Below are 13,803 nucleotides of genomic sequence, written 5' to 3'. Positions count from 1 at the left end.
AGAACCTCGGACCATGGCCGTCGACGAACTCGACACCCGTATTCTCCGGCTGCTCCTGGAGCAGCCGCGTACCAGCCTGCGTGAGTACGCGCGCATCCTCGGGATCGCCCGCGGGACGTTGCAGGCCCGGCTCGACCGGATGGAGCGGGACGGGGTGATCACCGGTACGGGGCCGTTCCTCTCGCCCGCCGCGCTCGGGCACCCCGTGCTCGCCTTCGTGCACATCGAGGTCACCCAGGGGCATCTGGACGAGGTGGGGGACGCGCTCGCCGCCGTGCCGGAGATCATCGAGGCGCACTCGATCACGGGGGGCGGGGATCTGCTGACCCGGGTCGCGGCCCGGGACAACGGTCATCTGGAGGACGTCATCCAGCAGCTCATCAACCTGCCGGGCGTGGTCCGCACCCGTACCGAGATGGCGTTGCGCGAGCGGGTGCCGCACCGGCTGCTCCCGCTGGTCGAGTCGGTGGGCAGGTCGGCCGCCGGACCGGGGTGACCTGGCGGTTTGGCATGCTGGAGGTCATGAGCACCTTCGGCAGCACCGCGGTCGTCTTCGACCTCGACGGCACCCTCGTGGACAGCGAGCCCCACTACTTCGAGGCCTCGCGGGCGCTGCTCGCGGACCGCACCGGCCGGGAGTACACCTGGGCCGACAACGAACGCTTCGTCGGCATCAGCTCCCACGAGACGCTCGCGCTGTGGAAGACGGAGTACGGGATCGAGGCCCCGGTCACCGAGCTCCTCGCCGACCTCGACCGCCGCTATCTGGCGCTCGCCCGCGCCGGCACCCACGTCTACCCGGAGATGCGCGAGCTCGTCGAGCGGCTGTACGAGGCGGGGGTGCCGATGGCCGTGGCGTCCGGGTCGTCCCGTCCGGCCATCGAGGCGATCCTGGCCGGCACGGGCCTGGACGCCCGGCTGACCACGTTCGTCTCCGCCGAGGAGGTCCCGCGCGGCAAGCCCGCCCCCGACGTCTTCCTCGCCGCGGCCGCGCTGCTCGGCGCGGAGCCCGCGGACTGCGTGGTCTTCGAGGACGCGGCGCCGGGCGCGACGGCGGCGCGGGCGGCGGGGATGCGGTGCGTGGCCATCCCGTACGTGACCGCCCACGCCGACGACCCCGCGTTCGCGGACGCCGACCTCCTGTTCCCCGGCGGCCACGCCGAGTTCACCGCCCGGGCGGCGCTGGACGTGCTGGCGCCCGAGTAGAGGGCCCCCCGGTCCGCTCAGGCCGCGCCCGCCACCCGCTCCGGGGTGAGCAGTTCCGCCAGTCGCTCGGGCGGCAACAGGCCCTTCTCCAGGACGAGTTCGGCGACGCCGCGCCCGGTGGCCAGCGCCTCCCGTGCGATCTCCGTGGCGGCGGTGTAGCCGATGTACGGGTTGAGCGCGGTGACCAGGCCGATGGACGTCTCCACCGAGGCGCGCAGCACCTCCGTGTTGGCGGTGATGCCCGCCACGCACCGCTCGGCGAGCGTCAGACAGGCCGCGCGCAGCGAGGTGATGCTCTTCGCGAGCGAGTGCAGGATGATCGGCTCGAAGGCGTTGAGCTGCAGCTGGCCCGCCTCCGCGGCCATGGTGATGGTGACGTCGTTGCCGATCACCTCGAAGGCGACCTGGTTGACCACCTCGGGGATGACCGGGTTGACCTTGCCCGGCATGATGCTCGAACCGGCCTGCACCGGCGGCAGGTTGATCTCGTTCAGCCCCGCGCGGGGCCCGGACGACAGCAGCCGCAGGTCGTTGCAGCTCTTGGAGAGCTTGACCGCGATCCGCTTCAGGACGCCGGACAGATGCACGAACGCCCCGCAGTCCTGCGTCGCCTCGACCAGGTTCGCGGCGGTCACCAACGGCATCCCGGTGATCTCGGCGAGGTGCCGGCGGGCCGTCTCGGCGTACCCGGCGGGGGCGTTGAGGCCGGTGCCGATGGCGGTGGCGCCGAGGTTGATCTCGTGGACCAGCTCGACCGCCTCGGCGAGCCGCATCCGGTCCTCGTCGAGCATCACGGCGTACGCGGAGAACTCCTGCCCCAGCGTCATCGGCACCGCGTCCTGGAGCTGGGTGCGCCCCATCTTCAGGACGTCGCGGAACTCCAGCGCCTTCGCCGCGAACGCGTCCTGCACCACCGACATCGCGCGCAGCAGCCCGTGCACCGCGCTGACCGTCGCGATCTTCACGGCCGTCGGGTAGACGTCGTTGGTGGACTGGCTGAGGTTGACGTCCTCGTTGGGGTGCAGGTGTTCGTACGCGCCCTTGGGGTGCCCGAGGAGTTCCAGCGCCCGGTTGGCGATGACCTCGTTGGCGTTCATGTTGGTGGAGGTGCCCGCGCCGCCCTGGATGACGTCGACGACGAACTGGTCGTGCAGCTGTCCGGCGCGGATCTCCCGGCAGGCGGCGGCGATCGCGTCGGCCTTGGCCTTCGGCAGGAGCCCCAGCTCCTCGTTGGCGCGGGCGGCGGCCTCCTTGACGGCGGCGAGCGCGTCGATCAGCTGCGGGTACACGGAGATGGGGATGCCCGTGATGGGGAAGTTCTCCGTGGCGCGCAGGGAGTGGATGCCCCAGTAGGCGTCGGCGGGGACGTCCCGGTCGCCGAGCAGGTCGTGTTCGCGACGGACGGCAGCGGTGGAGGCGGGGGCAGGCGTAGGGGTGGGGGTGGGGGTGGGGCTCATGGTGCTGTTCTCTTCCGGCGGGGCACCCCGTCAGGGGCGCGGGGAACTGCGCGACCAGCCGCAACCGGCCCGCAGCATCTTCATCGGTCCTTCGAGGCGGAAGGCTCGGGGGCAGCCTCAGGCGGCCCGGCCGGAGGCGTCGCCCGTGACCGCGGGTGTCGACTCACCGACGATGCGACGCAGCTGAGCCGTGCGCTCGGCCGGTCCGGTGGCGGAGAGCAGGGCGGCGAGCACCGCGCTCCGCGCCTGCCCGGCACGCAGCGTGCCGGTGAGGACCGCTCCGGCGGCCGAGAGGTCGACGGCGCCGCCGTGCGTGTAGATCTCGGTGACGGGGCCGGCCTGGACGCGGGTGGTGAGGGCGATGACCACGCCGCGCTCGATGGCGGCGGTGACGGCGCCGACGAACTCGGGCGTCGCGTTGCCCGCGCCGGTGGCGACCAGCACGATGCCCTCGGCCCCGGCCTCGACCGCGGTCTCCAGGAAGAGCGGGTCGGCGTCGACGTGGTGCATGACCATGTCGATGCGCGGCAGCGATCCGGTGGGCACGGCCGGGGGCACCGGCAACGCCTCGGGGCGCACCGGGCGGTTCAGGACCGACACCTTGCCGAAGCCCACCTTGCCGACGGGCGGCCGGGACGGGTCGGCGAACGCGTCGGCGGCGAGGGTCTGGGTCTTCACGGTGCCGCGCGCGGCGTGCACCTTGCCGTCGAAGACGATCAGGACGCCGAGGTCGCGCACGGTGGCGGCGGTGAGCAGCGCGTCGTAGAGGTTGCCGGGGCCGTCGCCGCCCTCGGCGCCGAGCGGCTTCTGGGCGCCGGTGAAGACGACCGGGCGGGGGTCGTCGTGGTGCAGGTCGAGCAGGTACGCGGACTCCTCGAGGGTGTCCGTGCCGTGGGTGACGACGATGCCGTCGACGGCGGGGTCGGCGAAGACCTCGCGCACGGTGCGCAGCAGGGTGAGCTGCTGGGCGGAGGTCAGCCGGGGGCTGTTCACGTTGAACAGGTCGATGACCTCGGAGGCTATGCCGTGCGGTATCGATGCGGTGGCGAGCACCTCGCGGCCGGGGGCGTCGGCGGCGAAGCCGGCCCCCTGCCAGCGGCTGGCGATCGTTCCGCCGGTGCTGATGACGACGATCCGTCGCGCCTGTGCTTCCACGTCTGCGTACCTCCCGGGGATCCTGAGGACCATCAGCCCCCGAGTGGTGGGGCAGCCTCGGCGCAAGGATAGGTCGAACAGAGCGCAATGTGTTTGCCAAATTCAGGCGCTGCCGCAATATACGTGGTGGATAATTGCGTCATGGATGACATCGACCGCAATATCTTGCGCGAGCTGCAGAACGACGGGCGGCTGACCAACCAGGAGCTCGCCGCGCGGGTGGGCCTGAGCCCGTCGCCGTGCATGCGGCGGGTGCGGCAGCTGGAGCTGGACGGCGTGATCCAGGGATATCGCGCGGTCGTCGCCCCGGAGGCGGTCGGCCGCGGCTTCGAGGTGCTCGTCTCCATCGAGGTGCGGCGCGACCGCGAGACGGTCGAGGCGTTCGAGGCGGCGCTCCAGGAGATCCCGGACGTCATCGAGGCGCACCGCCTGTTCGGGAGCCCCGGCTGCCTGCTGCGCATCGCGGTCGCGGACCTCGCCGCGTACGAGCGTCTCTGGATCGAGCGGCTCACGGCGCTCGCGGGGGTCACGGAGGTCAACTCGCAGATCATCATGAAGCGGATCAAGGAGCCGCAGGGTCTGCCGGTGGACGGCTGAGGGCGAGGGCTGACGGCGCGGGGCTGACGGCTGACGGCTGACGGCTGACGGCTGACGGCGACCGTTCCCGCTCGCCGTCCGGCCAACTCCCCTTTGGTACAGACCTATTGACGGCTGGTCTGGTCCAGCCTAAGTTGACGCACCGCACCAGGCACGTCTCCAGGTCCCCTCCGCACCCAGGGAGCACAGCGTGATCGGTCGGACGTTACGCCTGCTGGGGTCCGCCCTGGCACTGGCCTGTGTCGCACAGCTGCCGGCCGTCGCCTCGGCGGCTCCCGCCTCCGCCCCGTCCGTGGAATCCCGGGGCGCCGCGCCCCAGGCGGACACCTGCGCGCTGAAGCCGAGACCGGCAGGCAAGGTGCTCCAGGGGTACTGGGAGAACTGGGACGGCGCGTCCAACGGCGTGCACCCGCCGTTCGGCTGGACCCCGATCACCGATCCACGGATGCGCCAGCACGGCTACAACGTGATCAACGCGGCGTTCCCCGTCATCCGCTCCGACGGCACCGTCCTGTGGGAGGACGGCATGGACGCCACCGTGAAGGTCGCGACCCCGGCCGAGATGTGCCAGGCCAAGGCGGACGGCGCGACCATCCTCATGTCCATCGGCGGCGCGGCGGCCGGGATCGACCTGAGCTCCAGCAAGGTCGCCGACCGCTTCGTCGAGACGATCGTGCCGATCCTGAAGAAGTACAACTTCGACGGCATCGACATCGACATCGAGACCGGCCTGGTGGGCAGCGGCAACATCAGCCAACTCTCCCCATCGCAGACCAACTTGATCCGCATCATCGACGGCGTGCTCGCGAAGATGCCCGCGGGCTTCGGCCTCACGATGGCGCCCGAGACGGCGTACGTGACCGGCGGCAGCGTGGTCTACGGATCGATCTGGGGCGCGTACCTCCCCATCATCAAGAAGTACGCGGACAACGGCCGCCTGTGGTGGCTCAATATGCAGTACTACAACGGCAGCATGTACGGCTGCTCCGGCGACTCCTACTCGGCCGGCACCGTCCAGGGCTTCACCGCGCAGACCGACTGCCTCAACAAGGGCCTGGTCATCCAGGGCACCACGATCAAGGTCCCCTACGACAAGCAGGTCCCGGGCCTCCCAGCCCAGCCGGGCGCCGGCGGCGGCTACATGTCCCCGAGCCTGGTGGCCCAGGCCTGGAACCACTACGGCGGCGCCCTCAAGGGCCTGATGACCTGGTCCATCAACTGGGACGGTGCAAAGGGGTGGACCTTCGGGGACAACTTCGGCCGGCTCACATAGCCGGTCAGCCGGTCCCCTGAAAACCGACGCCCGGAATCCTCTTCCACGGGCGTCGGTTTTTCGCTTTTCAGGCTCGCATGAAGCCTGCATGAATTCGACTCGACAGAACCCCTCAGGAAAGCCTGACCCGCAAACGCGCGCCGCGTCAATGGTGTCGCCACCTATCGCCGCAATCCTGCCCGACCGCACAAACGGCGTTGCCCGAAAGGGCAGTGCGCGCCGTCGGCGGGGGCACCCGTGACACGGCGCCTGCCGGGCCCGGCGGTACGGGACACCGCCGGGCCCGGTCCTCACCCGGCCTCCGTCAGCAGACGGCGCAGGTCGTACACGTACGGAAGCAGGAGTCGTCGGAGAAGCCGCCCGCGGCGCTGTCGGCGTCGACGTCCTGGATGGCCGTCTCGGTGAGGTCGATGTCGAAGAGGTCCTGCGACGTGTTGTCGGACATGGGAATTCCTTCCTCGGAATCCAGTCGAACCTGGAAACCCTGTGGAACCAGTGGAACCTGCCCAATCACCGCACTGTGGCGGCAGAATCGGAATGTAGGTACGGATAGCGGACGGAGTCAAGGGGTACCGGTAAGGGCGTACCGGAGTTACTGTGGCGACATTCCCGTGGCGGGAGGAATCGGGTATTTCTCGGCCAGTTTCATGGTGCACGGAGGCCGAGTTCTTGGTGTACGGAGGAGGGGGACGCGGCGCGAATGCGGCCTGAGCAGAGCACAGAACCGATGTTTCGCTGTGCGGAGGGGGTGCTGCTGCGGGCACCGCTGCTTGCCCGGTCGAGAGTCCGGGCGACGTGGCGGGACGCCGAGGAACCGGGTGCGGAGCCGGCCGGGCCGGACGCCGCCCCCGCCGAGCCCGGTGAAGTCCGCCGCCAGCTCCTGGAGTTGCTGGAGGACCCCCGGCTCCGGGAGGCCCTCGACGTCTCCAGCCCCTCGCTCGCCCGCACCCTCGACGCCGTCCGTGCCGACGCCCCCGTGGCCCCCGCCGAGCTGCGCAAGGCGCACCGGGCCGTGACCCGCTACCTGCTCAGGGCCGCCTCCCGCCCCACCCCCTTCGGCCTGCTCGCCGGCGTCCTGTGGGGCACCTTCGGCGAGGCCACCAAGGGGGAGCTGACCGGCGCGGGGCACCGGGCGGCGCGTCCCGACGCCGGGTGGCTCGCGGGCCTCGTCGCCGGTTGGGAACGCGACCCGGCCGTGCACGCGGGGCTCAGCGTGGTGGTGAACGGGCTGTGCTTCGTGCGGGGCGGGCGCCTGGTCCTGCCGTTCGCGCCGGCGGCCGGGACCGTGGGGGCCGCGGGCGGGACGGGCACGGCAGATGCAGCGGGTTCGGCGGGTTCGGCGGGTTCGGCGGGTTCGGCGGGAAACCGCCCCACGTCCCGGACCCTGCGCCACACCCCGGTCGTCCGTGCCGTCGTCGAGGCCGCCGCCCGCCCCGTCCGCTGCGACGACCTGGTGCGGGAGGTCGAGTCACGCTTCCCCGGGGCACCCGAGGGCGCCGTGGCGCACCTCGTCGCCCGGTTGATCGGCGCGGAGGTGCTCCTGACCGAACTGCGCCCGCCGCTGGACGCGCCCGACCCGCTCGCCCACGTCGAGGCGCTGCTCCCGGCGGCCACACCCGCCGCCCGGTGGATCGGTGAGCTGCGCGCGTCGCTGGACGCCTACCGCCGTACGCCGCTCGGGGAGGGCAGGAACGCCTGGCGCGCGGCACGCGAACGCGCCGCCGAGGGCCCCGGAACCGGTGCGGTGACCGATGCCGCGACCGGTGCCGTGACGGCGACCGGTGCCGCGACCGCCTCCCCGGCCCACTCCCCGGCCGCCCCGTCCCACACCGTCCAGGTGGACCTCCGCCTCGACGGCACCGCCGTCCTCTCGCACGCCGTGGCCAGGGAGTTGGAGCGCGCCGCCACCGCCCTGTGGCGCCTGTCGCCACCCGGCCCCGGCCGACTCACCGCGTATCACCAGGACTTCGTGGAGCGCTACGGTCTCGGACGCCACGTCCCCGTCAAGGAGGTCCTCGACCCAGACATCGGTCTCGGCGCCCCGGCCGGGTACCGGCTGCCTCCGAGCCACCGCCCCGAACCGGGCCCCGTACCTCCCGGGCCCGAGCGCCGGCGCCTGCTGCTGGGGCTTGCCGCCGAGGCGCAGGCGCGCGGGGCGCACGAGGTCGTCCTCGACGAGGAGCTGTTGCGCAGGTTCGAGGGGGCCGACCGGGACGAGGCCGCCGGCGCCACCGTTCGGCCGCCCGCACTCGAACTCGTCGTGCAGATCGCGGCGGAGTCGGCCGCCGCCGTGGACCGGGGCGACTTCACCCTGGTCCTGGGCGGCGCGGCCAGCGCCTCCGGGGGGCTGATGGGCCGCTTCGCACACCTCTTCCCGGCCGGCCGGCGCGAGGCGATGCGGGACATCGTGCGCTCCGCGCGCGAGACTCCCGGACGGCTGCCCGTGCAGGTCCACCACCAGGCGTCGCGGCACCGGCACGCCAACGTCGCCCAGGTGCCGACCTGGCTGGACGGGCGGTTGGTCGTCGGCGCCCACCCCGGGCCCGCCGCACCCGGTGTCACCGACCTCACGCTCGACTCGATCGCCGTGAGCGCCGACTCGGAGGGGTTCCGGATCGTGTCCACGGAACTCGGCCGCGAGCTGACCCCGTCGGCGCTGCACGTCCTCAACCGCGAACTGGCCGCGCCCAACGTGGTGCGCTTCCTCGTCGAGGCCGCCGCGTTCGCGCGCAGGCAGTGGCGGCTGTGGGAGTGGGGCGCCGCGGAGGACCTGCCGTTCCTGCCCGCCGTACGCGCAGGGCGCACCGTCCTCACTCCGGCCCGCTGGCGCCTCGACGCGGCCGGTCCGCCTCTGGACGAGTGGCGTGCCCTGTGGCGCGTGCCCGACCACGTCCTGCTCACCCTCGGCGACCACCGCATCCCCCTCAACCTCGCCGTCCCGGCCCACCGGGAGATCCTGCGCCGCGAGTGCGCGCGCCAGGGCGTGGCCGTCGTCCACGAGCCGCCCCTCGGCCAGGACACCGACGGCGGCTGGCTGCACGGGCCCGGCGGCGCCCACGAGGCGGAGGCCGTGGTGACACTGACGCCCCGCGCGCCCGAGGCCCGGGCGGCAGAGCCCACCCCCTCCCCACGCGTCACGCGCCCCACGGCGCGGCGCGGCACCGGCGAGATCGCCCCCGGCGGCCCCTGGCTGTACGCGACGCTCTACGCCTCCGCCGAGCGTCAGGACGAGCTCCTGACCGGTCCGCTGCGCGACTTCCTCACCGGCCCCGGCGGCGGGCCGGAGGGCGGCCCCGAGGGCGGGCCGGAAGGTGTCGACCGGTGGTTCTTCATCCGGTACGCCGATCCGGACCCGCACGTGCGGCTGCGGTTGCACGGCGACCCCGCGCTGCTCAACGGCGTGCTCCTGCCCCGTCTGCACGAGCTGGCCGGGCGGCTCGCGGCCGACGGGCTCGCCCGGGGGCTGCGCCTGGACAGCTACTCCCCCGAGACCGAGCGTTACGGCGGCCCCGCGCTGCTCGGCGCGGCCGAGGAGGTGTTCCACGCCGACAGCCGGCTGATCGTCGACCGGCTCGCGGCGCCCACGGACGACCGCATCCTGTCCACCGCGTACGACGTGACGGAGCTGGTACGGGCCTTCCACCGGGGTTACGGCGGCGACTGGCGGCAGTGGCTCACCGTCACGTACCCCAAGCGGGAGCTGCACCACAAGGCGTTCGCGGCCCGCAGAAGGGCGGCGCTAGCCACGATCACCACCGAGGGGCGGCCGGACCCAACGACGCTGCCGCTGCTCTCGGCTCCGGAACGCTTCGGGCGGCTCGTGCGCGCCCAGGAGGAACGGGGCACGCTGAGCGTCTCCCCCGACGCCGTACTCGCCTCCCTCGTCCACATGCACACCAACCGACGCCTCGGCACAGACCGTACGGCCGAAGCACAAACCCTCGCCGTCGCCCGCGGCGCGGTCCAGGCACACCTCGACCGGGAAAGGGCACGCGCATGACCGAGGACGCCGTCGCACAACTCGCCGCGCGCATGGCCGACCCGGTGGCGCTGGCCGCGCGGGTGACCGACGCCGAGCCGCCCGGTCCTGCCACCACCCGCTCCCTGTGGCACCCCCAGTCCCTCGCGGACGGCCACGCCGGGGTGGGGCTCCTCTTCGCGGCGCTGGCCCACGGCGAGCGCGGGTACGCCGCCGCCGCGCACGCCCATCTGTCTGCGGCCGTCACCGGGGTGCGCAGGCCCGCGCGGGAGGGGCTGTACGCGGGGCTGCCCGCGGTCGCCTTCGCCGCGCGGACCGCGGTCACCCGGCCCGGCGAGTACGCCGCTCTCCTGGCCCGTCTCGACGACCAAGTCTCCCTGCTGGCCCGGCGGCTGGTGGCGGACGACTCCGCGCGGGTGGCGGCGGGGACGGGCGGGGCCAGGATGGCCGGCTACGACGTGATCGCCGGGCTCTCCGGCATCGGGCGGCTGCTCCTGGCCGCCGGGCCCGAGCACCGCGCGACCACCGAGCTGGTCCTCTCCCACCTCGTCGCCCTCACCCGCCCCGTCACCGAGCCGGGCGGCCGCACCGTGCCCGGCTGGTGGACCGGCGACCCGATCCTGCTCAGCGAGCCGGACGGGATTCCCGGCGGCCACTTCAACGCCGGTCTCGCGCACGGCATCCCCGGACCGCTCGCCCTGCTGTCACTCGCCCACCGCGCGGGCGTACGGGTGCCGGGCCAGGAGCGGGCCATCCGCACCATCGCCGAGTGGCTCCTCGACCGGCGCGACCCGGACGGCACCGGCTGGCCCAACATCGTCCCGCTCGACGCGGAGTTGGCGGCGGCCGCCGGAGCCCGCCCCGAGTTGGCGGAGGCCCGTACCGGCTGGTGCTACGGCACGCCCGGTGTCGCCCGCGCCCTCCAACTCGCCGCGCTGGCCCTCAAGGAGCCGGAGTGGAACCGTCAGGCGATCTCCGCGGTCGCCGCGGTGTGCGACCGCCCGGACCAGGACCGCGCCTCGGGTGACCCCACGCTCTGCCACGGGCTGGCGGGGCTCACCACGATCGTGTCCCTGATGGCGCGCGAGCCCGGCGGGGGCGAACTGGCGTCGAGGGTACCGGCGCTGGCCGACACCCTGGCGCGCGCGGCCGATCCGGACCACCCCTTCCTCTGGCCCGCCGCCGCACCCGAGGGGCCCGCCCTCGTGCACCGTCCCGGCTTCCTCGACGGGGCGGCGGGCGCCGCGCTCGCTCTGCGCAGTGCGCAGGACCCGGACGCGCCGCGCGGCGAACTGGCGTGGCAGGCAGCGCTTTTGCTGTGCTGAGCGGCGTCGAAAGCCCTCCCCCACTCAGCGCCCCCTCAGCGGCGCTTGAAGACGGCCACCGTCCGTGCGGGGACCGTGAAGTCGCCCGAACCTCGGTCGTACGAGGCCGACTTGACCTTCGCGTCGGACCCGGACGCCTGCACCGGATGCAGGGCGTACCGGGCGCCGCGCACGGCTGCGACGCGCTGCCGCTGCGTCCGCGGGCTCGCGTTGAGGACGACGACCAGGTCGTCCAGCTGCATGGTGATGACGCCCGGCGTCTCGGCCTCGGTACCGGAGAGCGGGAAGGACAGCGCCGACTGGACCTGTCCTGCCGTAGCCAGGGAGAAGGCGGGCTCGGTGGCGCGGATCTTGAGCAGGTCCCGGTACGCGGCCGACGCGCCGTTGATCTGCGCGCAGCCGGGGGTCAGCGACGGTGACGACGCCAACAGGGGCTTCGCGTAGGGCCACTTGGCCTGGTTGTCGGCGGCCGGTGGCAGCCCGCGGCCGAAGCCGTTGCCGGCCCGGCAGTTCCAGTGGATGGCGTTGAACCAGTCGCCGCTGTCGAAGGAGTTGCGGTCCAGGGACTTCGAGCGCAACAGGTCCGTGCCGGCCTGGGAGAGCGCAGGGCCCTGCGACAGGGTGGCCGTGGCCATCGCGAGGACCTGCATCCTGGCGCGGTCGGCCGCCGACGTGCCCTCGGGCAGCTTGAAGGCGAGCGCGTCGTAGAGGGATTCGTTGTCGTGCGCGTCGGCGTAGGAGAGGGCGTCGCCGGGGGCCGCCGCGTAACCGGCGGGCGCGCCGTTGTAGTCGACGTCCGCGCCCTTGACCGTCGCTCCCGACGAGTCCCGGAAGGTGAAGGCGGCGAGGTTGCCGGACAGGCCCACCTTGATGAGGTCCTGGTAGTGGAGGAGCCGGGCCTTCTGCTGAGCCGGAGTACCGTTCGCCTTCGAGGAGTTGGGGTCGGTGGAGAGCCCGCTGGCGAAGCCCTGTACGCGCGGGTCGTCGTCGAAGGGGCCGCCGCCGCGCAGCGCGTCGCGGGAGCGGTCCGAGAAGGTCGCGACGCCGGTGCCCGCCATGTTCTTCTGCGTGGCCTGCACGAAGCGCGCGTCGTCGGCGACCTCCCCGAAGTTCCACCCCTCGCCGTACAGGACGATGCTTTTGCCGTCGACGCCGTCCTTCGCCACGGTCAGCGCGTCCAGGGCCTTGCGGACGGCGAGGATGTTCGCCTTGGGGTGGTGCCCCATCAGGTCGAAGCGGAAGCCGTCGACCTTGTACTCCCTGGCCCAGGTGACGATCGAGTCGACGACCAGCTTGCCCATCATGGCGTTCTCGGGGGCCGTGTTGGCGCAGCAGGTGGACGTGGCGACGGTGCCGTCGGCCGTCAGGCGCTGGTAGTAGCCGGGCACGATCTTGTCGAGCACGGACTTCTCGGCCTGACCGCTCGCGACGGTGTGGTTGTAGACGACGTCCATGACCGTGCGCAGTCCCGCGCCGCCCAGCCCCTGCACCATCCTGCGGAACTCGACGGTGCGCCGGGTCCCTTCGGGGTCGCTCGCGTACGAGCCCTCCGGGACGGTGTAGTGCAGCGGGTCGTAGCCCCAGTTGTACGCGTCCTCGGCCGCGCTCTTGGACACGCAGGCCTGTTGTGCGTCGGAGTCGGGGGCGTACGACGGCAGGTCGCAGTCGGGGGTCACCTGGTCCGCCGCGCGTTCGGGGATGGTCCCGACGTCGAAGGCCGGCAGCAGATGCACGTACGAGGTGCCGGCGCGGGCGAGGCCGCGCAGGTGCCGCATGCCGTCGGAGTTCTCGTCGGTGAACGCCAGGTACCGGCCGGGGTGGTCCGACGTGCGGTCCTCGACGGAGAAGTCGCGGATGTGCAGCTCCTGGATCTGCGCGTCGCGCAGCGGGGTCGCCTTCGGCTTGCGCAGCGCCGACCAGCCCTTGGGGGCGAGCCGCGGGTCGCCGAGGTCGACGGCGAGGCTCCGTCGGGAGTCGCTGGTCACGGCCGTCGAGTACGGGTCGGTGACCTTGTTCGTGACGATCTTCCGTACGCTCGGCGCCCACACCCGCACGACGTACCGGTAGGCCTTGCCCCGCCAGCTGCCGGGGCCGGTCACCGACCACACCCCGGACGCGCGGTCCCGGTGCATCGGGACGGTGCGGCCGCCGATGTCCAGCGCGACGTGCTGCGCGGTGGGCGCCCAGACGGCGAGGGTGACCCGGCCGTGAGCGAAGCGCGGTCCGAGCCGCGCCGTGCCCGCGGAGGTGGCGTGCAGGTCGTCGAGGACACCCTGGGTCTGGACGCCGGTGGCGGCGCGCAGGGTGCCGTCGGCGGCGCGTCCGGCGGCGACGAGCTGGCCGGTGAGGGCGGCGCGGACCCGGTCGCGGTCCCGGCGATCGACGGTGAAGGCGGCGTACCCCTTGAGGTGCGGGAACCTCGCCTTCTGGGCGTCGGTGAGGCCCCCCTCGACCGGGGTGAGGCGCAGCCGCTGGGCCGCGCCGCTCAGTTCGCCGTCCTTGACGGTGAGGCCCCCGTGCCGCGCGTACCACAGCTCGTGCTCGGTGCCGGTGTCGCCGTCCCAGACCAGCGTCGACCGGTCGATCCACTGGGCCCTGGACTTCGACAGGTCGAGGCCGTCGGCGGGCTCGGCGGCCGCGTTCGGTGCGGCGGGCGCGGGCGGCAGGGCCGCCGCCGACGCGCTCAGGGGCACACAGGCGGCGAGCAGGGCGACGGCCACGGTCACGGCGGTGCGGCGCGGGGAGCCGGTCACGTCAGCTTCTCCTTGAGGGGCTTGAGGGGGTCGGGGCACACGGGGAGGGGGCGGGGTC

General features: G+C 73.1%; 10 protein-coding genes. 6 read left to right on the top strand and 4 right to left on the bottom strand.

Going from position 1 to position 13,803, the window contains the following annotated elements:
- The first annotated feature begins 13 nt into the window (after positions 1 to 13).
- Both ACFYO9_RS34400 and ACFYO9_RS34395 read left to right on the top strand, forming a co-directional pair.
- Entirely contained in the window at positions 14 to 496 is a 483-nt protein-coding gene (locus tag ACFYO9_RS34400) for an Lrp/AsnC family transcriptional regulator (RefSeq protein ID WP_355815085.1), read from the top strand.
- A gap of 26 nt (positions 497 to 522) precedes the next feature.
- On the top strand, positions 523 to 1,206 hold the full coding sequence (locus tag ACFYO9_RS34395; RefSeq protein WP_355815082.1) for an HAD family phosphatase: 684 nt from the start codon (positions 523 to 525) through the stop codon (positions 1,204 to 1,206).
- Between the two features lie 17 nt (positions 1,207 to 1,223).
- Here ACFYO9_RS34395 and aspA read toward each other — a convergent pair whose 3' ends face one another.
- Together aspA and ACFYO9_RS34385 are read right to left on the bottom strand one after the other, a co-directional pair.
- Positions 1,224 to 2,663, bottom strand: a complete 1,440-nt coding sequence (gene aspA, locus ACFYO9_RS34390; RefSeq protein WP_358777154.1) for an aspartate ammonia-lyase — start codon at positions 2,661 to 2,663, stop codon at positions 1,224 to 1,226.
- 117 nt (positions 2,664 to 2,780) lie between these two features.
- Positions 2,781 to 3,818: an asparaginase gene (locus ACFYO9_RS34385; RefSeq protein WP_358777155.1), complete on the bottom strand. Its 1,038-nt coding sequence runs from the start codon at positions 3,816 to 3,818 to the stop codon at positions 2,781 to 2,783.
- A gap of 141 nt (positions 3,819 to 3,959) precedes the next feature.
- On the opposite strand from ACFYO9_RS34385, the gene ACFYO9_RS34380 reads away from it, so the two are divergent.
- Together ACFYO9_RS34380 and ACFYO9_RS34375 are read left to right on the top strand one after the other, a co-directional pair.
- A complete protein-coding gene (locus ACFYO9_RS34380; RefSeq protein ID WP_355815073.1) occupies positions 3,960 to 4,415 on the top strand; it encodes an Lrp/AsnC family transcriptional regulator in 456 nt (151 codons plus the stop codon).
- A 190-nt stretch (positions 4,416 to 4,605) separates the two neighbouring features.
- Positions 4,606 to 5,688: a chitinase gene (locus ACFYO9_RS34375; protein WP_358777156.1), complete on the top strand. Its 1,083-nt coding sequence runs from the start codon at positions 4,606 to 4,608 to the stop codon at positions 5,686 to 5,688.
- A 304-nt stretch (positions 5,689 to 5,992) separates the two neighbouring features.
- Here the strand turns inward: ACFYO9_RS34375 and ACFYO9_RS34370 are convergent, their stop codons facing one another.
- Complete coding sequence (locus ACFYO9_RS34370; RefSeq protein ID WP_355815067.1) at positions 5,993 to 6,133, bottom strand: hypothetical protein; 141 nt, start codon at positions 6,131 to 6,133, stop codon at positions 5,993 to 5,995.
- Positions 6,134 to 6,415: 282 nt separating this feature from the next.
- Between ACFYO9_RS34370 and ACFYO9_RS34365 the strand changes: the two genes are divergently transcribed.
- Positions 6,416 to 9,688, top strand: coding sequence for a lantibiotic dehydratase (locus tag ACFYO9_RS34365; protein ID WP_358777157.1), 3,273 nt, complete (start codon positions 6,416 to 6,418; stop codon positions 9,686 to 9,688).
- Entirely contained in the window at positions 9,685 to 10,992 is a 1,308-nt protein-coding gene (locus tag ACFYO9_RS34360; protein ID WP_358777158.1) for a lanthionine synthetase C family protein, read from the top strand. The genes ACFYO9_RS34365 and ACFYO9_RS34360 overlap by 4 nt, the downstream gene beginning before the upstream one ends.
- A 35-nt stretch (positions 10,993 to 11,027) precedes the next feature.
- On the opposite strand, the gene pulA is transcribed toward ACFYO9_RS34360, so the two are convergent.
- On the bottom strand, positions 11,028 to 13,745 hold the full coding sequence (gene pulA / locus ACFYO9_RS34355) for a pullulanase-type alpha-1,6-glucosidase (protein ID WP_358777159.1): 2,718 nt from the start codon (positions 13,743 to 13,745) through the stop codon (positions 11,028 to 11,030).
- Between the last annotated feature and the right edge of the window lie 58 nt (positions 13,746 to 13,803).

The organism is Streptomyces sp. NPDC005863, from assembly GCF_042871345.1.
Lineage (GTDB): Bacteria > Actinomycetota > Actinomycetes > Streptomycetales > Streptomycetaceae > Streptomyces.
The sequence above is the reverse complement of the archived record's forward strand: the minus strand, read 5'-3'. Positions and strand labels throughout refer to the sequence as shown.